The 21130-nt window shown below is 69.2% G+C and carries 16 protein-coding genes and 2 tRNA genes; 13 read left to right on the top strand and 5 right to left on the bottom strand.

Annotation, left to right across the window (positions count from 1 at the left end; all coding sequences use genetic code 11):
* Window positions 1-236: 236 nt before the first annotated feature.
* The 4 genes from dnaN to GGG17_RS02010 all read left to right on the top strand — a co-directional run bounded on the left by dnaN (window position 237) and on the right by GGG17_RS02010 (window position 4320).
* Window positions 237-1370: a DNA polymerase III subunit beta gene (gene dnaN / locus GGG17_RS01995; protein ID WP_311966352.1), complete on the top strand. Its 1134-nt coding sequence runs from the start codon at window positions 237-239 to the stop codon at window positions 1368-1370.
* Window positions 1371-1483: 113 nt separating this feature from the next.
* Window positions 1484-2488, top strand: coding sequence for a phosphogluconate dehydrogenase (NAD(+)-dependent, decarboxylating) (gnd, locus tag GGG17_RS02000; RefSeq protein ID WP_154592122.1), 1005 nt, complete (start codon window positions 1484-1486; stop codon window positions 2486-2488).
* Window position 2489: 1 nt separating this feature from the next.
* Window positions 2490-3701, top strand: a complete 1212-nt coding sequence (gene recF / locus GGG17_RS02005; protein WP_311966353.1) for a DNA replication/repair protein RecF — start codon at window positions 2490-2492, stop codon at window positions 3699-3701.
* Window positions 3682-4320, top strand: a complete 639-nt coding sequence (locus GGG17_RS02010; RefSeq protein WP_375804493.1) for a DciA family protein — start codon at window positions 3682-3684, stop codon at window positions 4318-4320. The genes recF and GGG17_RS02010 overlap by 20 nt, the downstream gene beginning before the upstream one ends.
* A gap of 55 nt (window positions 4321-4375) precedes the next feature.
* Here the strand turns inward: GGG17_RS02010 and GGG17_RS02015 are convergent, their stop codons facing one another.
* Together GGG17_RS02015 and GGG17_RS02020 are read right to left on the bottom strand one after the other, a co-directional pair.
* Complete coding sequence (locus GGG17_RS02015) at window positions 4376-5113, bottom strand: hypothetical protein (protein ID WP_154592123.1); 738 nt, start codon at window positions 5111-5113, stop codon at window positions 4376-4378.
* Between the two features lie 38 nt (window positions 5114-5151).
* Entirely contained in the window at window positions 5152-5532 is a 381-nt protein-coding gene (locus GGG17_RS02020) for a DoxX family protein (protein WP_154592124.1), read from the bottom strand.
* A gap of 188 nt (window positions 5533-5720) precedes the next feature.
* On the opposite strand from GGG17_RS02020, the gene GGG17_RS02025 reads away from it, so the two are divergent.
* From GGG17_RS02025 to GGG17_RS02055, 8 genes are all read left to right on the top strand, one after another.
* The gene (locus GGG17_RS02025) at window positions 5721-7517 is read left to right on the top strand and encodes an FUSC family protein (RefSeq protein WP_154592125.1); all 1797 of its coding nucleotides are present in this window, start codon (window positions 5721-5723) and stop codon (window positions 7515-7517) included.
* A gap of 278 nt (window positions 7518-7795) precedes the next feature.
* Window positions 7796-9940, top strand: a complete 2145-nt coding sequence (gene gyrB / locus GGG17_RS02030; RefSeq protein ID WP_311966354.1) for a DNA topoisomerase (ATP-hydrolyzing) subunit B — start codon at window positions 7796-7798, stop codon at window positions 9938-9940.
* A gap of 82 nt (window positions 9941-10022) precedes the next feature.
* Entirely contained in the window at window positions 10023-12713 is a 2691-nt protein-coding gene (gyrA, locus tag GGG17_RS02035) for a DNA gyrase subunit A (RefSeq protein ID WP_154592126.1), read from the top strand.
* Entirely contained in the window at window positions 12710-13216 is a 507-nt protein-coding gene (locus tag GGG17_RS02040; RefSeq protein WP_288798581.1) for a DUF3566 domain-containing protein, read from the top strand. The genes gyrA and GGG17_RS02040 overlap by 4 nt, the downstream gene beginning before the upstream one ends.
* Before the next feature lie 144 nt (window positions 13217-13360).
* Window positions 13361-13437 (top strand) — tRNA-Ile (locus GGG17_RS02045).
* Window positions 13438-13582: 145 nt separating this feature from the next.
* Complete coding sequence (locus GGG17_RS16135) at window positions 13583-13699, top strand: DLW-39 family protein (RefSeq protein ID WP_230082589.1); 117 nt, start codon at window positions 13583-13585, stop codon at window positions 13697-13699.
* A gap of 26 nt (window positions 13700-13725) precedes the next feature.
* Window positions 13726-13801 (top strand) — tRNA-Ala (locus GGG17_RS02050).
* A gap of 380 nt (window positions 13802-14181) precedes the next feature.
* Window positions 14182-14787 (top strand): DUF8453 domain-containing protein, encoded by a 606-nt coding sequence (locus GGG17_RS02055; RefSeq protein ID WP_154592127.1) that lies wholly within the window; start codon window positions 14182-14184, stop codon window positions 14785-14787.
* A gap of 536 nt (window positions 14788-15323) precedes the next feature.
* Here GGG17_RS02055 and GGG17_RS02060 read toward each other — a convergent pair.
* Complete coding sequence (locus tag GGG17_RS02060; protein WP_311966355.1) at window positions 15324-18119, bottom strand: DUF4365 domain-containing protein; 2796 nt, start codon at window positions 18117-18119, stop codon at window positions 15324-15326.
* The gene (locus GGG17_RS02065) at window positions 18120-19289 is read right to left on the bottom strand and encodes a hypothetical protein (RefSeq protein ID WP_154592128.1); all 1170 of its coding nucleotides are present in this window, start codon (window positions 19287-19289) and stop codon (window positions 18120-18122) included.
* A gap of 313 nt (window positions 19290-19602) precedes the next feature.
* Here GGG17_RS02065 and GGG17_RS02070 point away from each other — a divergent pair, with 313 nt between their 5' ends.
* Window positions 19603-19869: a hypothetical protein gene (locus GGG17_RS02070; RefSeq protein WP_311966356.1), complete on the top strand. Its 267-nt coding sequence runs from the start codon at window positions 19603-19605 to the stop codon at window positions 19867-19869.
* A 684-nt stretch (window positions 19870-20553) separates the two neighbouring features.
* On the opposite strand, the gene GGG17_RS02075 is transcribed toward GGG17_RS02070, so the two are convergent.
* Window positions 20554-21009, bottom strand: a complete 456-nt coding sequence (locus GGG17_RS02075) for a DUF2871 family protein (RefSeq protein ID WP_154592129.1) — start codon at window positions 21007-21009, stop codon at window positions 20554-20556.
* Window positions 21010-21130 lie beyond the last annotated feature (121 nt).

Genomic DNA, 21130 nt, shown 5'->3' on the forward strand with positions numbered 1-21130 from the left:
CGTGCGACGACGCCGGTTGTCCACAGCGTCCACAGGCCCGATGACAACGATGAGACCTGATGACCTGGATGGATTCGCCCCACGTACATCTGGGGACCGACCAAGGATCCGGACCCACCCCGGGAGCGGTGGGGAGAACTACACGCCACGGCTGTCGTTGCACTACTGTCGTGCGGGACTGGACGCGTGAGCGGTCCGAGTGGAGAGCAGGAGCAAGCGATGAGGAGTGACCGACGGTGAAGTTCCGACTCGAGCGTGAGGTCCTCACCGAGGCGGTCACCTGGGTGGCCCGTGCATTGCCCAACCGCCCTCCGACCCCGGTCCTCGCCGGCGTGCTCATCGAGGCCAAGGACGACGACACCGTCACGCTCTCGGCCTTCGACTACGAGATCTCCGCACGGCTCACCATCGCCGCCGAGGTCAGCGAGGCGGGCTCCGCGCTGGTCAACGGCCGTCTGCTCGCCGACATCTGCCGCAACCTGCCCGCCAAGCCGGCCGAGCTGGCCACCGACGGCTCCAAGGTCCAGCTCACCTGCGGATCGAGTCGCTTCGCGCTGCTGCAGATGCCGGTGAGCGACTACCCCACCCTGCCCACCAGCCCCGAGCCCAGCGGCTCCATCGACGGCACGACCTTCACCCAGGCCGTGGCCCAGGTGCACGTCGCGGCGGACCGCGGCGACACCCTGCCGATCCTCACTGGCGTGCGCGTGGAGATCGACGACGACAAGATGACCCTGCTGGCCACCGACCGCTACCGCCTCGCGATGCGCGAGCTCACGTGGAGCCCGTCGGCGCCCGGCACCGCGCACGTCGCGCTCATCCCGGCGCGGCTGCTCTCCGACACCGCCAAGTCGCTCGGCGCGTCCGGCTCCGTCGAGATCGCCCTGGGCGAAGCCGCGGGGGGCGACGGCCTCGTCGGCTTCGAGGCCGGCACCCGCCGCACCACGACGCGCCTGCTCGACGGCGAGTACCCCAAGGTCACCTCGATCTTTCCATCGTCGGTCGACAGCGAGGCCGTCGTCGAGACCGCCGCGCTGGTCGAGGCCGTCAAGCGCGTCGCCCTGGTGGCCGAGCGCAACACCCCCGTCCGCCTGCGGTTCACCGACGGGCAGCTCGCCATCGAGGCCGGCGCCGGGGACGACGCGCAGGCCAGCGAGGCGGTCCCCTGCACGATGACCGGGCCCGAGCTCGAGATCGGCTTCAACCCGCACTTCCTGCTCGACGGCCTGGGCGCCCTCGGGACCTCGCACTGCCGCCTCCAGTTCACCCAGCCCAGCCGCCCGGCCGTGCTCGTCGGGCAGACCGACGCCGACACCGAGCCAGACATGAGCTACCGCTACGTCCTGATGCCGGTGCGGTTCCCCGCCTGACCGGCCAAGGACCGACCCGGCCCACCCAAGGACCACCACTCACCGCACGGCCAGTCTCACCACCCCCCAGCCCGACCTCCTCGTCGGCGCACCGCGCCAGGAAAGGTTCTCCCATGCAGCTCGGACTCATCGGCCTCGGCAAGATGGGTGGCAACATGCGCGACCGCATCCGTGCGGCCGGGCACGAGGTCGTCGGCTACGACCGCAACCCCGACGTCAGCGATGCCACCTCCCTCGAGGACCTGGTCAGCAAGCTCGAGGCACCCCGCACCGTGTGGGTCATGGTCCCGGCCGGTGACCCCACGCGTGACACGATCAAGCAGCTGTCCGAGGTCCTCGACGAGGGCGACCTCGTGATCGACGGCGGCAACAGCAAGTTCACCGACGACGCCGTCAACGCCGAGCTGCTCGCCGGCCAGGGCATCGGCTACCTCGACTGCGGTGTCTCCGGCGGGATCTGGGGCAAGGACAACGGCTACGGCCTGATGTGCGGCGGTGACGACGAGCTCGTCGAGCGTGCGATGCCGATCTTCGACGCGCTGCGTCCCGAGGGACCGCGCGAGGAGGGCTTCGTCCACGCGGGCAAGGTCGGCGCGGGCCACTACGCCAAGATGGTGCACAACGGCATCGAGTACGGCCTGATGCACGCCTACGCCGAGGGCTTCGAGCTGCTCATGGCCAAGGACATCGTCGAGGACGTCGAGGGCTGCTTCAAGGCCTGGACCCGCGGCACGGTCGTGCGCTCCTGGCTGCTCGACCTCATGGTCAAGGCGCTCGAGGAGACCCCCGACCTGGAGGGGATCAGCGAGTTCACCACGGACTCCGGCGAGGGTCGCTGGACCCTCGAGGAGGCCATCGAGCTGGCCGTCCCGATGCCGGTGCTCGCCGCCTCCCTGTTCGCGAGGTTCCAGTCGCGCCAAGAGAACTCCCCCGCCATGCAGGCCGTCGCCGCGCTGCGCGGCCAGTTCGGCGGCCACGCCGTGCAGATGCTCGAGGGCACGCCCAAGTCCGACGTCCACCGCGGCGCCCAGGAGAAGGGCGACGACAACGGCGCCAGCTCCGAGGACCGTCAGGGTGGCGGGGACGAGTCCGGCACCCAGGACCTGCAGCAGCACTGAGGTGTACGTCCGGCACCTGTCCCTCGGCAGCTTCCGCAGCTACGAGACCGCGGAGCTGCCGCTGGGACCGGGTGTCACGACCTTCGAGGGCCTCAACGGCCAGGGCAAGACCAACCTGGTCGAGGCGATCGGCTACCTCGCGACCCTCGGCTCGCACCGCGTCGCCCAGGACGCGCCCCTCGTCCGTCATGGCGCCGAGCAGGCGGTCGTGCGCGGGGTAGTGGTGCGGGACGGCCGCGAGACGCTAATCGAGCTCGAGATCACGCCGGGCCGCGCCAACCGGGCCAAGCTCAACCGGTCGTCCGTCGCCCGCACCCGTGAGGTCCTGGGGTCGCTGCGGACCGTGCTCTTCGCCCCCGAGGACCTTGCCCTGGTCAAGGGAGACCCCTCCGAGCGCCGCCGCTTCCTCGACGACCTGCTCGTCCAGCGCCAGCCCCGCTGGGCTGGGGTCCGCGGCGACTACGACAAGGTCGTCAAGCAGCGCAACGCCCTGCTCAAGTCCGCCGCGCCGGTGCTGCGCAAGGGCTCGCGTCGGCGGCCGGCATACGACCAGGGCCCGGTCGAGGACGACCGCGCGAGCGCCCTGCACACCCTCGACGTGTGGGACCAGCACCTCGCCCAGGTGGGGTCGAGTCTGCTCTACGCCCGGCTGCGGCTGCTGCGCGACCTCGGGCCCTACCTCGCCACGGCGTACGACGAGGTCAGCGCCGGGCAGTCCGACGCCCGGGTCACCTACCGGTCCTCGCTGCACGACGAGGCGGCCGCGCGCCTGGCCGAGGGCGAGGTGCCCGAGATCCCGGAGCTCGCCGAGCTGATCGTGGACTCGTTGGCGCGCGTCCGCGAGCCGGAGGTCGAGCGCGGCATCACCCTCGTCGGGCCGCACCGCGACGACCTCGTCCTGGGCCTCGGCGACCTGCCGGCCAAGGGCTACGCATCGCACGGCGAGTCCTGGTCGTTCGCGCTGGGGCTGCGGCTCGCGGCCTTCCAGCTGCTGCGCACGGACCTGCGCGAGGACCCGGTCCTGATCCTCGACGACGTCTTCGCCGAGCTCGACGCGGGACGCCGCTCGCGCCTCGCCGGGCTCATCGCCGACTGCGAGCAGGTGCTGATCACGGCGGCGGTGGGAGACGACATCCCGCCGGAGCTGCGCGAGAGCGCGAGGTTCCACGTGAAACGCGGGGAGGTGAACCCCGTTGAGCAGTCGACCGCCTGACGAGCCGTATGACGACGCCCGGCCGGTTGACGACGAACCGCATGACGCCGAGGGAGACCTCACGACCGGCGGAACGTCGGGCCCGCTCGACGAGCCCGACCCGCGCCTGGACCCCGACGCCGCCAGGACGGCGGCGGCCGCGGCACTGCTGCGCGCCCGGGCCGTCGCGAAGGGCAAGGGCCTGCGCCCCGGGTCGCGCGCCAAGCGACGCCGCCGACCGTCGGAGGTCATGCTGAGCGGCTCGGCCGCCGAGGTGGACGGGCGCGACCCCTTGCTGCTCGGGGACACCCTCGAGCGGCTGGTCGCCGGACGCGGGTGGCAGTCGGACGTCAAGGTGGGCTCGGTCATGGGGCGGTGGCCGCAGGTGGTGGGGGCGAACGTCGCGGAGCACAGCGAGCCGATGACCTTCGACGACGGGGTGCTGACGGTGCGCGCGTCCTCCACGGCGTGGGCGACCCAGCTGCGGCTCATGGCCTCCTCGATCCTCGGCCGGCTCGCGGCGGAGGTGGGTGAGGGGGTCGTGGTGGAGCTGCGGGTCGTCGGGCCCAGCGCCCCCCGCTGGGGGCGTGGGCCGCGGCGGGCGACGGACGGGCGCGGACCCCGGGACACCTACGGCTGAGCCTGGGGGCGGGTTCGGTGGGCGGGTGAGCAGGCCGGGCGCGAAGGCCCGGGCGTCAGGGGGCCGGCGAGTAGGTCGCGACGACGACGTCCATGATCCGCCTGACCGTCGCGGCGTCGGCCGCGCCGACCGCCACGACGTCCTGCTGGCCCTGGCTCGTGACGGCGAGCTGGGAGCCGTGCAGGACCGTGCCGTCGACGTTCACGTGGTAGTCGCCGCGCACGCCCGGACCCACCGCGGTCTGCGGCTTGCTCTGGGCATCAAGTGTGCCGGTCTCGCCGCGACTGCCCGACGTGAGCTGGTCCCCGTCCTCGAAGGCCCCGCCGCCGACGGCGCGGATGAGCAGGTTGGGCGCGGTCTCCCCTGAGGTGGGTCCCACCGCGACGGCGAACGCTCCGGACGACAGGAAGCTCGTGAGCTCGGCCTCCGTGTAGCCCAGGTCAGCCGCGGCCTTGGCGTAGGCCGGGGTGCCCTTCTGGTCGCGCAGGGTGCCGACGTCCAGGACCTTCCACGTGGTCGGGATGGCGAGGCGCGTGCGGAGCGAGGGCACGGTGAGCCACTGGTGACCCTTGGGCAGGGCGACGGCGGGCGCCGGCGTGCTGGGCGTGGTGGTCGACCCGGCGCTCGTGCCCCCGGCGGAGGAGGTGCTCGTGGCGGAGGAGACGGGCGAGGTGGAGCTCGTGCTCGTCGCGGTGCCGCCCGAGCCGCCCGAGCCGCCCGAGCAAGCTGTGACCAGGGTGGTCACCAGGGCGAGCGACGAGGCGAGGGATACGAGGGCGGGGCGACGATCCATGCCTTCACGGTAGACGACGCGCCCACCGCGGCCGGGGCTCAGCCGTGCCTGCGCACGTGCTCCGACCCCGCGACGAGCACGCCCTGCAGCGGCAGCCGGCCGTAGGCGATGGCCTGCATCCGGGCCGGCTTGTGACGCCAGTTCCAGGCCATCTGCACGTTGGCGGGGAACACCGCGACGAACAGCGCGGTCGCCGCTGCCCCGCCCAGCCGCCGCGTCCGCGGTACGGCCAGCAGGGCCGCGGTGGCCAGCTCCGCGACCCCGGAGCCGTAGGTGTACCACCGCGCCGGGCCCGGCAGGGCCGGCGGCACGATCGAGTCGAACGGGGCGGGCCGGCGGAAGTGCTGCACCCCGGCGGCGGCGAGCAGGGTGACCAGGGCCAGGGTCGTGCGGGGGGCGTGGGAGGCGGCGGGCGTCATACGGACGACCCTAGGTCCTCGCCCGGGGTCTCAGGAGGTCTGGGCTGGGGCAGGTGACGGCGACGACCCTTCTCGACACCCTCGGCGCCACCGGCAGCGACCCCACGGCCACCGACCGCCCAGGTGATGACGCCGGCCTGCGGGGCCGAGGTCGGCGAGGACGACTGGGCCGCGAGACACTGGGGGCGATGAGCTCCCCCAGCCTGCGCCGCCACGCCCGCTCCCTGCTGCGCCTCAACCCCTCTCCGCCGCGGTGGCCCGTCGCCGTCAAGGCGGCCGTGGCCATGGCGGTCCCCCTGTCCGTGGGTCAGCTGGCCGGGCACCTCTCCCTCGGGCTGGTGGCCAGCCTGGGGGTCTTCACCATCCTGTATGCCGCCACCGCGCCCGGCCGCTTCCGGGCGCGCGTCATGGCGCTGGCCGCCCTCGGCCTGACCGCGTCGGTGGGGCTGGGGGCGCTGACCGCGGGCCACCCGGTCGTGACGGTGGCCGTGCTCGTGGTGGTGGCGATGGTCGCGGCGTTCGTGTGCGTCGCGCTCAAGGTCGGGCCGCCCGGCTCCTACTTCTTCGTGCTCGTGCTCGGGGTCGGCAACCTCGCGGTCACCCATGGCGCGAACCCGTGGAGCGTGGTCGCCCTGACCTTCGCCGGGGCTGTCTCGGCGTGGGTGATCGGCATGGCTGACCTGCTCGTCGCGCCGCACCGGGCCGAGCGGCGTGCCACCGAGGCGGCCGAGGGCGCCATCCGGGCCTTTGCCGCCGGAGCCGACCAGGCGCCGGCGGGAGAGGGCGCCGACGGTGAGCTGGCGGCCCTGCGAGCCGGCGCGTCGGGCGCGCTGCACCGGGCGTGGACGGCCGTCACCGACGGTGGCCGTCCACCGCAGCTGGTGGAGCGTCTGGAGCGTGCCCAGCTCACCTACGCCGCGGCGAGCGCCACGCTGGCCGGGGTGCGGCTGGGCGTGGGACCGCTCCCGTGGGGGTCGGTGGACGACGAGGCCGCCTCCGACGACGTCGGCCCCGGCGAGCAGGACTCCCCGGTGGACGGGTCGGTCGACGCCGAGCAGCTGCGCGACACCGCCCTCGGCCGGCCGGGGGCGGGCTACCTGCTGAGGGAGGCGGCGCGGTGGCCCTCGGAGGTGCTCCTGCTCGTGCTCCGCGTGGGGCTGGCGACGGCGCTGGCCGGCCTGGTCGCCGGCCTCCTGCACCAGGGCCACGTCCACTGGGCCGTCTGCTGCGCGGCCCTGGTCCTGCACCAGGGCGGCACGCGCGAGGTCCAGACCGTCCGGGGCGTGCACCGCACCCTCGGGACGCTGGTCGGCCTCGTGATCTATGCCGGGCTCCTCGCCCTGGCTCCGCAGGGCTGGTGGCTGGTCCTCGTCGTCGCCGCGCTGCAGCTGCTCGTGGAGCTGCTCGTCACGCGCAACTACGCGCTGGCCGTCGTGGTCATCACCCCGCTGGCCCTCACCATCGGTATGGCGTCCGCCCCGGGCGAGCCGGTGTCCTCCGTGGTGGCGGACCGGCTGGTCGACACGCTCGTCGGCGTGGCCTGCGCGCTCCTGGTGCTGTGGACCACGGGCCGGCGGGCCCCGGAGGTGGTGCTGCGGGCGCACGCCCGCCGGGTCGTGGTGGCCACCGAGCGCGTCATGGTGGATCTCGCCGCGGGCGCCCTGGAGACGCGGGCCGCGCTGGCCCACCGCCGCCACCTCTACTACGAGCTGCTCGAGTCCGAGGTCGTCGCCCGGCGCGCGCTGGCCGACAGCCACGCCGCCGTGGCGCCCTACCACAGGGTGGAGCGCTCGCTCGCGGCCCTCGGCTATCTCGTGCTCGGCGCGTGCTGGCACCCCGACATCCGCCGCGCCCACGCGGCCTTCGACCGGGCCCGAGGCCCGCTGGAGCGGATCATGGCGGAGCCCGTCACCCGTCCGCGCCCCGCGGAGGCGATCGAGCGGGACGTGCGCGAGGTCGAGGAGCTCGTGCTGAGCCTTCGCTGACCGCAGGGAGGGCCCGCAGGGGCGCCTGTCGCCCCCATCCGTGAGGGGGACCATGCCGATGGCAGGAAATTTCCGCCGACATGGCTCCCAGGGGCCTCAGGCGGCGTGATTTGCCTCCCGCGACCGATAGACTGGCGGACGGTGCGCCAAGGTGGCGACCGGTGTCCGGCCTCATCGCGGCGCGCTCCTGGCGCGGCTGCGGGCCCGGCTCGCTCCCGGATCCCCGGGCGGGCCGTGCGGGGGGTTCGGCATACGCGCGATTGTTTGTGAGGAGCACTGTGGCCGACGTCGAGGAGCCCACCGGTCCCGAGGCCGTCGAGAAGCTCGCCGAGGACCTCGCCCAGCAGGCGCCGGCCCAGGGGGCGGACTACGACGCCAGCTCGATCCAGGTGCTGGAGGGTCTCGAGGCCGTCCGCAAGCGCCCGGGGATGTACATCGGGTCCACCGGTGAGCGCGGTCTGCACCACCTGGTGTGGGAGATCGTGGACAACGCCGTGGACGAGGCGATGGCGGGCTTCGCCGACCGCGTCGACGTCACCCTGCTCGCCGACGGTGGCGTCCGCGTCGCCGACAACGGGCGCGGCATCCCCACCGGCAAGAACGAGCAGTACGCCATGAGCACGGTCGAGCTCGTGCTCACCCAGCTGCACGCGGGCGGCAAGTTCGGCGGCGGCGGCTACAAGGTCTCCGGTGGTCTGCACGGCGTGGGCTCCTCGGTCGTCAACGCCTTGTCGACGCGGCTGGTCGCCGAGGTCCACCAGCTGGGTCACGCCTGGCGCGTCGAGTTCGACCATGGCGAGCCGGTCGCGCCCCTGGCCAAGCAGGAGGCGTCGGACCGCAACGGCACGACCATCACCTTCTGGGCCGACGGCACGATCTTCGAGACGACGACCTACGACTTCGAGACGATCCGGGCCCGATTCCAGCAGATGGCCTTCCTCAACAAGGGCCTGACCATCGCGCTGACCGACGAGCGCCCGCAGGCGCAGGCCGACGCCGACGCCGACCTGGAGGCCGCCGAGATGGGGGCCGTCGACCAGGTGGAGACCGAGGCGGGCGAGGGCGCCGACGAGGGGGCCCAGGAGGAGGTCGCCACGGACCAGGCCGGCAAGGCCAAGGGCCGCTCGGTCACCTACCGCTACGACAAAGGCCTGCTCGACTACGTCAAGCACCTCAACACGTCCAAGCGCGCCGACGTCGTGCACGACGACATCATCGACTTCGAGCTCGAGGACCAGGGCAAGTCCCTGTCCGTCGAGATCGCGATGCAGTGGACCAACGCCTACTCCGAGTCCGTCCACACCTACGCCAACACCATCAACACCCACGAGGGCGGCACCCACGAGGAGGGCTTCCGCGCCGCGCTGACCCGCCTGGTCAACGACTTCGCGCGCAAGCAGAACCTCCTCAAGGACAAGGACGACAACCTCACCGGCGACGACATCCGCGAGGGCCTCACGGCGGTCATCTCGGTCAAGCTCGGGGAGCCGCAGTTCGAGGGCCAGACCAAGACCAAGCTCGGCAACTCCGAGGTCAAGGGCTTCGTGCAGGGCGCGATGACCGACCGGTTCGGCGACTGGCTGGAGCGGCACCCCACCGAGGGCCGCGAGATCGTGCGCAAGGCCGTGCAGGCCTCCGCCGCCCGCATCGCGGCGCGCAAGGCCCGCGAGGCGACCCGCCGCAAGGGGCTCATGGAGTCCGGCGGCCTGCCCGGCAAGCTCAAGGACTGCCAGTCCAAGGACCCCTCGGTCTCCGAGGTCTACATCGTCGAGGGCGACTCCGCCGGCGGCTCCGCCGTCCAGGGCCGCAACCCCTTCAACCAGGCGATCCTCCCCATCCGCGGCAAGATCCTCAACGTCGAGAAGGCCCGCATCGACAAGGTGCTCGCCAACCAGGAGGTCCAGGCGCTGATCTCGGGGTTCGGCACCGGCGTGGGTGAGGACTTCGACCTGAGCCGGGCGCGCTACCACAAGATCGTGCTCATGGCCGACGCGGACGTGGACGGCATGCACATCCGCACGCTGCTGCTGACGCTGCTCTTCCGGTTCATGCGGCCGCTGATCGAGGCCGGCTATGTCTACCTCGCCCAGCCCCCGCTCTACCGCCTCAAGTGGGCCAACCGGGAGCACGAGTTCGCGTTCAGCGACCGGCAGCGCGACGAGATGGTCGCGGCCGGCCAGGCCCAGGGCGGCCGCCTGCCCAAGGACGCGCCGATCCAGCGCTACAAGGGTCTCGGCGAGATGAACTACCAGGAGCTGTGGGAGACCACGATGGACCCGGACCACCGGGTGCTGCTGCAGGTGACGCTCGACGACGCCGCCGCCGCGGACGAGATCTTCTCCGTGCTGATGGGCGAGGACGTCGAGTCGCGGCGGTCGTTCATCCAGCGCAACGCCCGCGACGTCCGATTCCTTGACGCGTGAGCCTTATGACGCTTCCACCTCCAGCGTGGGGTGCCCAATACCTGTTGTTGTCCGTCACCTGTGGTGAGAGGTCCTTTGACGCATGAGTGAGCAGACTCCTCCGACCGTCGACCGCGTCGAGCCGGTCGACCTGAACGCCGAGATGCAGCGCAGCTACATCGAGTACGCCATGAGCGTGATCGTGAGCCGAGCGCTGCCGGACGTGCGGGACGGGCTCAAGCCGGTGCACCGTCGCATCGTCTATGGCATGTACGACGGGGGCTACCGCCCCGACCGGGGCTACAACAAGTGCTCCCGCGTCGTCGGGGACGTCATGGGTCACTACCACCCGCACGGGGACTCCGCGATCTACGACGCCATCGTGCGTCTGGTGCAGCCGTGGTCGCTGCGCTACCCGCTGATCGACGGGCAGGGCAACTTCGGGTCGCCGGGCAACGACGGCGCCGCCGCGCCCCGCTACACCGAGTGCCGCATGATGCCGCTCGCCATGGAGATGGTGCGGGACATCCACGAGGAGACCGTCGACTTCAAGGACAACTACGACGGCAAGACCCGCGAGCCGGAGGTGCTGCCGGCGCGGTTCCCCAACCTGCTGGTCAACGGCTCGTCCGGCATCGCCGTCGGCATGGCCACGCAGATCCCGCCGCACAACCTGCGCGAGGTCGCGAGCGCGGTCGACTGGCTGCTGGAGCACCCCGAGGCCTCTCGTGAGGACCTGCTCGAGGCGTGCCTGCAGCGGATCAAGGGCCCGGACTTCCCGACGGGAGCGCTGATCCTGGGTCGTCGCGGCATCGAGGACGCCTACCGCACGGGTCGCGGCTCGGTCGTCATGCGCGCCGTCGTCAACGTCGAGGAGATCCAGGGCCGGCAGTGCCTGGTCGTCACCGAGCTCCCCTACCAGGTCAACCCGGACGCGCTGGCGCTCAAGATCGCCGAGCTCGCCAAGGAGGGGCGCCTGCAGGGCATCGCGGACATTCGCGACGAGACCTCGGGCCGCACCGGTCAGCGCCTGGTCATCGTGCTCAAGCGCGACGCGGTCGCCAAGGTCGTGCTCAACAACCTCTACAAGCACACCCAGCTGCAGCAGTCCTTCGGCGCCAACATGCTGGCGCTGGTCGACGGCGTGCCGCGCACCCTGCCGGTCTCGGCGTTCATCCGCTACTGGGTGGAGCACCAGGTCGAGGTCATCGTGCGACGCACGAAGTACCGCCTGCGCAAGGCCGAGGAGCGCATCCACATCCTGCGTGGTCTGCTCAAGGCGCTGGACGCGCTCGACGAGGTCATCGCCCTCATCCGCGCCTCGCGCACGGTCGAGGTGGCGCGCGACGGCCTGATGGAGCTGCTCGACATCGACGAGATCCAGGCGATGGCGATCCTCGACATGCAGCTGCGCCGCCTGGCGGCCCTCGAGCGGCAGAAGATCATCGACGAGCACGACGAGCTCCAGGCCAAGATCGACGACTACAACGACATCCTGGCCAAGCCCGAGCGGCAGCGACAGATCATCAAGGACGAGCTCGGCGAGCTGGTCGACAAGTATGGCGACGCCCGCCGCACGGAGGTCGTTCCCTACGACGGCGACATGTCGATGGAGGACCTGATCCCCGAGGAGGACGTGGTCGTCACGATCACGCGTGGGGGCTATGCCAAGCGCACCGTCACCCGCGAGTACCGCTCACAGCACCGTGGGGGCAAGGGCGTGCGCGGGGCCTCGCTGCGGGGCGACGACATCGTGGAGCACTTCTTCACGACGACGACGCACCACTGGCTGCTGTTCTTCACCAACCTGGGCCGGGTCTACCGCGCCAAGGCCTACGAGCTGCCGGAGGGGTCGCGCGAGTCCAAGGGGCAGCACGTCGCCAACCTCATGGCCTTCCAGCCCGGGGAGCGGATCGCGCAGGTGCTGGCGATCCAGGACTACATCAACGTCCCCTATCTCGTCCTCGCCACCCGCAACGGCCTGGTCAAGAAGTCGCGTCTGGACGACTACGACTCCAACCGGTCGGGCGGCCTCATCGCGATCAACCTGCGCGACGGCGACGAGCTCGTCGGTGCCTCGCTGGCGTCGGCGGCGGACGACCTACTGCTCGTGTCGGTCAAGGGTCAGTCGGTGCGCTTCACGGCGACCGACGACACCTTGCGCCCGATGGGTCGCTCGACCTCGGGCGTGACTGGCATGAAGTTCCGGGACGGCGACTCGTTGCTCGCCATGAACGTCATCCAGGACGGCACCGACCCGGACGTGTTCGTCGTCTTCGAGAACGGCCTGGCCAAGCGCACGCTGTCCTCGGAGTACCCCGTGAAGGGCCGCGCCACGCTGGGCGTGCTCGTGGCCAAGGCCTCCGACCGCGGCGGCGACCTCGTCGGCGCGCTGGTCGTGTCGCCGGAGGACGAGGTCATGCTCGTCATGGAGAAGGGCCGGATCGTGCGCTCCCGCGTCGACGAGGTCCGCTACACCGGGCGCAACACGCAGGGCGTGACCTTTGCCAACCCCGGCAAGAACGACGCCATCGTGGCCGTGGCCCGCAACGTCGAGCGCGCCGCGGAGGAGGAGCTCGAGGACGCGGGCGAGTCCGCCCCCGGGGGTGGTGACGACGCCGGTATGCCGGGCGCCGGCGCCTCGGACGGCACCGACACGGGCGCCGACACGGGCGCCGGCGGTGCGAGCACGACGCAGCCGTCCGCAGGCACTAGCGTGGCCGGGGAGAGCGACGAGCCGGGCGAGTCCGACGACGCGCCTGGAGCCGATGACCCGCAGGAGGACGACCAGTGAGCAGCTCGAGCAGCTCGGCATCCGACCGCACCCAGTCGATCGACGCCGTCGGCGACACGGCGGTGCGCGAGCCCGTCCGCACCTCGGGCGGCTCGGCTTCGTCGGCGGTCTCTGCCCCGGCGGCGGGCTCCGGCACGGGCAGCGGCCGCCAGGCCAAGCTCCGCGTCCAGCGGGTCGACCCCTTGTCGGTGCTCAAGCTGGCGTTCCTGCTGTCGGTGGCCGCGGGCATCGCGGGCGTCGTGCTGATCGCCGTGCTGTGGATGATCCTCAACGGGATGGGCGTCTTCTCGTCGATCAACGAGATGGTGCTCGGTCTCCTGCCGCAGGGCAAGGAGTTCGACCTCATGGACTACGTCGGCTTCAGCCGCGTGCTGTCCTTGTCGATCGTCATCTCGTTCATCAACATCCTGCTGCTGACGGCGCTCGCCACGCTGGCGGCGTTCCTCTACAACATCTGCGCCGGCCTGGTCGGCGGCGTCCGGCAGACCCTCACCGACGACTGACGGATCGGTGCAGGTCCGGTCTCACCTGTGACACCGGACCTGCACCGATCTCGTCCCGCCGCCCGTTTTGGCCGCTGACCGGGGCATGCGGTAGCGTTACTCCTCGCGTCGAGCACCCCGTGACGGGGCCCTCGAGGCGGGTGCGGGCCTATAGCTCAGACGGTTAGAGCGCTTCCCTGATAAGGAAGAGGTCACAGGTTCAAGTCCTGTTAGGCCCACCACGTGAGGAGCCACCAGTCCCCGAGACGGTGGCTCCTTTCGTCGTCCGAGCATGATCGCCAGGCGCCGCCGCCGTCCCGCCCCGCCTCTCCGCCGCCCCGGATCGTCACGGTGGCTAGGCTGGAGCCCCCGACCCAGGAGGTAGTCATGCGCAAGATCATCGCCGGTCTGCTCGCCGTCGGCGCCGCCGTCGCCCTCACCGAGCGCGAGCGTCGCCGTCGGGCCGAGGACGAGCTGTGGGCCGAGGCCACCAAGCCGGTATAATCGGCCGAGCGCCTCGCGGCGCGTCCGGGGCCTTGGCGCAATTGGTAGCGCACCTGCTTTGCAAGCAGGGGGTTAGGGGTTCGAGTCCCCTAGGCTCCACCAGAAGGTCGTTGTTCAAACCAACGACATCACCGGTTTGAGTTCCGGACTCCGCCTTCCGTCCTTGGTGGCGGAGGGCGAGGGTCTGGGCATCCGGGTTGAGGAACACGTTGAACGGCACCCCGGGCTCGCTGTGGATGGCGTCGTCGTCGGTGACGATGATCTTGTCGAACAAGGCTTGGTTGGCGATTCGGCGTAGTGAGTCGTCGATGTTCATGTAGATGGCGTGCATGTCGCCGGCGAGTGCGAGGCAGTCGTCCAGGTGCGCTTTGGCCTGCTCGTACTCGACGTCTCCGGCGTTGATCTGTGCGTCGAGGAACGCGAGCCGTCGCGCGATGCGGTCCTGCTCTGTGGCGAGGAGGTCGAGGGGGACGGCCGGCGTAGTGGGCCTGCATGAGCTTGGTCCGTTCGTCGCGGAGCGCGTCGCGTTCGGCCTTGTATCCCTGGCTCTCCTGCTTGGCGTCCTGGTGGAGTCGGTCGAACTCGCCGGTGACCAGCTCGCGGAGCGCAGGCAGGACGTGCTCGGGTATCTGCACGCGGCGGTAGTGGTCCTCGACGGCGGCTTCGATGTCGGGCACGAACATGGATTTGCGTTCCCAGATGGTGCGCTTGGCGTGTCGGCCGGTGCACATGAAGTAGGGGTAAATGACGCCGCGGCGACTCTTGGCGTTGTAACGTCAAGCGTGATCCGCACTGGCCGCAGTACAGGCTGCCTTTGCGGTAGTGGTCATGGCTCTGGGTCTTCTCTCCCAGAGGTCTGGTGCGCGGAGCACGGCCTGGACGCTAGGCAGGCGAAGGCGGCGCACGACCAGACGGAGATCCAACGCGAGCAGGTGGCCGCCGCGTGGGAGCAGACTCAACTACAACGCGATCTCGCTCATGAGGCCCTACAGCCCTATGTGTGGGCGGACATCCAGCCAGATGTGCAGCAAGGCACCGTGATGCACGTGGTGGTGGGTAACAACGGTCCCACCGTCGCCGCAACGTGAGGGCGACGTTCGATCCACCGCTTCCAGCTGGCGAGCAACAGTCGGACAAGGTCGAGAGTGTTCAGCGGGTGCTCGCCAGCGGACTCCGCTCGCTCGCGCCTAAACGGGAAATCCGGTGGACTCTCGGTGCCGGCTACGACCTCCTGTCCAGCGAGGAACCACAGGTCCGCACTGTGCGTGTCGAAGGCGAGGGTCCGCACGGTCCGCTGCCCCCTGGAGATTCAGATCGACATCTCAGAGTGGCGTCAGGCCAGGGACGCTTCGGACGGCTCACTGCACCATGTACGTGGCGCGATCAAGGACCTCACCAAGGCCGTCGGTGGCGTAGACAAGACGATGAAGCGTGTTGTCGATGGCTTGGATTACCCAGCGCCAGAGACGGTCGAGATCAGTGAAATGAGCGACGCCTTCAGCAGGCAGCAACTCGCACCGCCTGCACTCGAGGATGAAGCGGATTCCAGCACAGATCGAGCATCCCTGCCACCGTCGACGGCGGAGGAACGATAGCGCCTGCGGAACTCTCAGTCGGTGGTGCTCTAGCGTGCAGCCTCGCGAATCTGTGCTGAAGGGTGCTGCGCGGCGATGGTCAGCAGTTGAGAAACGGCTGGCACCTCCGCAGGCGTGTGGAGCCCGGAAACGACCGCCGCGGCACTCCGTCTTCCGCCAGACTTCAGGACCCTCGACAGGATTGTCGCGACTCCCTCCGACGCGCGCTCGGCAACGACCAACCTGCTCAGCCCTCTAAGCGCCGCGTCACGTACGGTTTCGTTTGCGTCACCCGCTAGAGCGAGAAGCAGTTCGGACTCTGCCTTGTCTCCGAAACGTTCAATGATCCGCGCACTCGCGGCACGGCGAACGGTGTCGCCGCCAAGAAGGTCCCGTATCAACGGTTCGCGTAAGGCCTCATCTGCGAGAGCAGCGAGCGCTTCGGCGGCGAGGCCTCGGATGTCCTCGTCGTCATCGAAGGAGGTCCGGACTGGCTCTCGGTTCCGAAGAGCTGACACGGCTTCGACAAGTTGTGTCTTGATTGGGTCGGCAAGCGTCGCTCCATGGATGGCAAGTACTTGCAATGCGCCAGACTGTTGCTGAGGTCTGACCCCGGGAGCCGTCAACAGAGCTTCGATACGATCCCACCGCCCACTCGAAGGGTGCCAGACGCCGAGCAGGCTAAGTGCATGGCCGGGGTCGAGACCGCCAACACTGTACGCCCCCTTGGCGGCATCCTCGATGAGATTGTCGATGACGCTGCACAGTCGGTCAGTAAGAGCATTGACTGCATCGGAGGGCAGCGTTCGCACGTCGTCGATGGCTTCGAAGACGATCAACTCCCCGGCCCGGGCTCGTTGAAGGACTTGCTCGCGACTCTCGACTGATGCAGGAGCAGCGACCCTCAAGAAGGCCTCGCGTAGGTAGGCGGCGTCGCCGTCAAATCGGTTCGCCGCGCGCTGACGGTCACTCTCACGCCACGCGGATGCGGGGATCGTATGGATCAGCCGGGCGAGGGTCTGCGCGGTTCCCTCGTCGGTGACCGGGGGCTGGTCGAGGAAGTAGTCGATCACGTTGTGAAGGGCGTCCTCGTTCAACGTCCACACCATGGCCTTCAGCAGATCGATGATCTTGTAGAGCACGATGAATGTAGGCCGGGCACGTTCCAGGTAGGCCTGTGGCTCTTGGAGCATTGCTAGCGCCCACGCACAGATTTCGTCGGCGAGTACTGGTTCGAGAACGTCGCCGGCGGCCGTCAGTAGTTCAATATCTGCCAAAGCGGTCGTTCGAGTCGATCGAGACAAGTCCACGCTGCTCGCCGCGATCCTGGCGGCCATCGTTGGACCCGTGCGTACGATGTGTCGAGTCGCGCGCCCAGTGCTCTTGCTGTCACCGGAGAGACGGAGAAGAGTCAGCCGGCCGGCGACCCTGTCGGGATCATCGGTGGGGCCGGTGGTGACAAGGAAGTGCTCCGCGAGAGCGCCAATTGCGCCACGCCACCCGTCATGATCACCAGCGCACGAGGCTAGCAACGCCGCGGAAAGCAGGCGCTTGTGGGCAGTGTCGGAGCCCCCGATCCGAATTGACGCATCCTCGCACCATCTCCGGAACTCCTCAGAGAGATGAGCGGATAGCCCATAGGACATCACCTGGGTTCTCCACCACGACGCTGGGTTGTCGCTGCGCCGGATGATGTTGGCGATGTCGCCCTGCATCCAGCCGCTGGCCCTGAACGACGTCAGCGCACACGCTCCCGCGATGGCCGCAGCCGTGACGTCTGACGGTGCCTCTCGATGGATGCGCTGGGTCTTCATCGCGAGGTCGAAAGCCTCCTCGTGTCTCCCGACTTCCAGCAGCGCCCGTGCTCGTTGAGCTTCTAGCCATGCGTGATCCACTGAGGAGTAGTCGTCATGTTCCAGGGCTTCTTGAAGCACTTGGAGCGCCGTATCGGGATCGTTCTCGTCGAAGTGATAAATGCATCGGAGCACGGATGCCGCGGAGCGTTCACTCGGCGTCGAAGCTAGGTCGACAAGCTGAAGCAGGTCAGCCGGTTCTCCTTGGTAGTGCCAGAGATGAAGGGCAGCAGTGGCGCGCCAACACCAGTCATCGGCCTCACGTGCATCGTCGAGTGACAGCCCCTTCCGCTCGGCGTCATTCTCCCCTGCGAGCGCAGGAAGGCTCATCGGTTCCAGAATTCGTTCAAGGTCGTCCCGGAAGAGCACTTGCATGGCGAGGGCTTCGAGCCCGGAGATCGAATCTGGGGCCAGGTTCGGATGCGGTGCGATGAGCCGTGGAGTGATGAGGGCATGCCGAACTTCGTCGACCGGTGCAAGATGCACCGCGCCGGTCCACGCAGTACCGTCCCAGGTCGGAGTCGGAAGCTGCGTCAGCGCGACGTCGGAGAGTGCTTCGTTGTGGTCCGCGTCAACGGTTTGGGAGGCCGGTACAAGAATCTTGGCGCCCTTACCGGTCGAGACGACTCGCTCAAGGGTGACGTGAACCCAGAACGAGAGGTTTCTGTCTTGATCGCGCAGGATCACCACGTGGGGCAGGGCGTGGCGCAGCCAGTAGTCGAAGTGTTCACGGTCGTCCTCGGCAAACCACCACCCAGTGACCGTGCCCTCGGCGTCCTTCTGCGGGGACTTGAAGTAAGACGACCCGGTCTTGACCTGGGCACCCATCACGGCGCCAAGTTCGTACCGACGGGCATCTCGCGGCCGCAGATACAGATCGGTGCCTGTGTCGTGCCGACTGTCGATCACCCCTCCCCAGCCCAAGCGCTCGAACTGCGCCAAGACCTCCGACTCACCCGAGGTTCCCGTAGCTTCATTCTTCGGCGCCCGCACCTACGCCTCCTCCGTTGCCTCGTCCGCAACAACGCGAACGTTGCTCATCGCAGAGCCAGTGAATATGAGCGGTATGAACGAGTCGCGAAACGCGAGTCCCGCTGACCGCCTCGCAGGCCCGCCACCGGGAGGAGTGGTGAGAGGGAACCTCATCCCGATCGGCGCCTTGCCTGAAACATGGTCAGGGTGCAGGCCGCCCACTGGGTAACCGGGGTGAGCGGGAGCGTCCAGATAGTCGGGGAGGTCTGCCCGTCCTTCGAAGTGTTTCGTGGCCGCGACATGAAACATCGCCGCGTGGGCCCAGGTGATCATGTATGCCTCAGCGAGAACGGCAGGGACATCCACCCTCAACTGCGTCAGCTCCAGCCCTTGTCGATGCCCGTCCACCTTGGGCGCCTGTGCGAGAACTTCGATAACGGGGCGGTCGAAGATGTCCACGGCGTCCGGGCCGGCCAGCGCACCAACCGGGATGGTCCCATCTGCGCTGGGCGGAGTGGTGACGAACGAGACTTTGAGGTCATCACGAGCGCGGACTGAGAGACCGTGCTTGACCTTGTTGTGAGCAGCATTAAGTTGGAGCTCATGTCCCACGAGGAGGTCGATAGCGAACTGGAGCCAGTCGGCGAACACGTTGGACGCCGAAGCAAGTTGCTCCGTCATCCCGCTTTGCAAGTCCTCCCGGCGGAGAACCAGACGGGCGAACTGCATCGGGTCCTCCGCCGAGGAGAAGGACAGGCGGAGCTGGCTTACGACCTGATCGAGTTGGTTTGGCCCGGCCGACAGGGCTTCCCAAACGCACGATTCGGCGACGTTCGTCCGTTGCAAGAGTGCCGCCGTCAACCGCACCAGCGCCTCAGCCGCATGGTGCCGCAGGGCGTACGCGTCCGTGGCGACCTGTGTAGCAATGGACCTCGGCGAGGTCTCGGGTATGAAGCCCACCGGCCGACCAAGGAGGCGAGCGAACCTTCCACGGGTCTCGGTGGTGTGCTGTTGTTCATCATCGGGCGCGGCCAGGGGATGCTCATCGCTGTCGACGTCTGACTCTGCCCACCGCAGCATCATGCCGATCCGAGCGCTGAAGTACCCGAACGGATCAGACGACAGGAACGTGTCGTCAAGCTCCTGACACTGCTCGGCCGTCAGGTCCGGCCCGGTTGGTGGCGGGTACATTTCAACCAGCGTATGGGCGCGAGGTCGGCCTGCCCAGTCGCCTCGCCGGGCCACCGGCACGCAGCGTGATCCACGCCTCATGCGAGAGTAGGGCGGACGACCGGTCGGAGCGCTCCAAGACCACGACCGTAGCTGTCCAGCTTCTTCCTTCTGGCAGGAATTGCCCGTAGACTGCCGGATGAAGCGGATTTCTCCTCTGTAGCGCGCCGGTCTCCGCAGACCCTCGGGTCACTCTTCAACACACTGCCCATACCCACCAACATCCTGCTGGATGCGATCCGCACCCCGTGGTTTGAAGTGGGGTATCCCCGCGATGGTTCTCGCAGCCCCGTACCTGCTGATCGCGAATGTCTGTGTCCAGTTCATCGAGGACGGCGCCCCCGCATGGCTCCACCTCGCAGTGCTGTGGGCGATATGGAACATACTCAAGATGCTCTGGCTCGGGCCGGTCAGCGCTGTGCTCCCAATCCGCGCCCGTGTACGTGAGTCCGTCACCGCCCGTCGCGAGCGCGCCAGCTCGCCCGCCGAAGCAGATGACGCAGAAGAGCGGGCCGTGGTGGACGCGATAAGTATCCGGTGAGGTGTGAGAACTCATGCACCGACCCGGCGACGACCGCCAGCACGGATCGTCCCGCCGCACGCGAGCACCGCCGAGCGCACGGCCTCGTTGCTGACTCCGAGTCGCGCGGCGACCTGAGCGAGCGTCATCCCACCCGCATAGAGCTGAGCGGCGTCCTGTCGGATCGCGTCCGGCAACTCCGGGCGACGCGCTGCTAAGCCCGCCAGTCGAGCTATCTCCCGCACGGTGCCGCGATGCACGTTGAATCGCTTTGCCAGCTCCCGCACGGACCACTCCACTGGCGTAACAGGCGATCAGCGCGGCTCGATTGGAGACACTCAAACGGTTTGAGACTGCCGAGAATTCTCCCGCACGGGGCCGTGCCGAAGAATCTGCATCGCGACCCGCGGGTGCACCCCAAGGTGCACGAGCAGGGTCGCGCACGTATGTCGCGCCGAGTGCACCGCTATCACTGGCACGCCGGCCTGCTCAGCAGTCCCCACAGCCAAAGCAGGACGCTCAGCGGAGACCCCCAGACCTCCGACCAGCCAAAAGGACGCAAACGAGGGATGCCGCCGAGCCTTTGCAAGCAGGGGGTTAGGGGTTCGAGTCCCCTAGGCTCCACCCACCGACGAAGCCCTCACCGTCACGGGTGAGGGCTTCGCGCTGCCCGGGGCCGACCGTCAGGCCTGGCGGCGGCCGGGGTCAGGCGTCGAGACGCTTCTTGAGTCCCATCAGCAGCAGCACCAGCGACACGGTCAGCAGGATGTGCCCCAGCCCGGAGATGCCCGAGATGGCCGGGCTGGAGGCCGCGGTGCTGCCCAGCACCTGCAGCGTCCCCTTGATCGTCAGCATGGCCACAGTGACGACCAGCCCGGCGTGGTAGGCCACGAGGAAGGGCTTCCACTGCGCCGTGCGGCTCAGCGCGAAGGCGCGCTCCAGGCCCAGCAGGATCAGGCCGAGCAGCGTCCCGAGCGCCAGCAGGTGCGTGTGCACGACGGACAGCTGCGTGGCGCCGAGGTAGTCGTGGGCCTTCGTCAGCTCGCGGTAGTACACGCCCCCGAGGAGCCCCAGCGCCGTGTAGGCGACCACGCCCCAGTAGATCGGCGTCAGGGTGGCCCGGGTCGGTGCATCGGTGCGGGAGGCGGTGGCATTCGTCATACGGCCCATCCTCCCCGATGATCCCGACGGCCCCCTCCATCGGAAGGTTGACCGGACCGGTCACCCGCCGAGGACCAGCCCGTAGGACGGGACGGCGGCCCCTCCACCAGGAGGGGCCGCC

The organism is Arsenicicoccus cauae (assembly GCF_009707125.1).
Taxonomy (GTDB): Bacteria; Actinomycetota; Actinomycetes; order Actinomycetales; family Dermatophilaceae; genus Arsenicicoccus; species Arsenicicoccus cauae.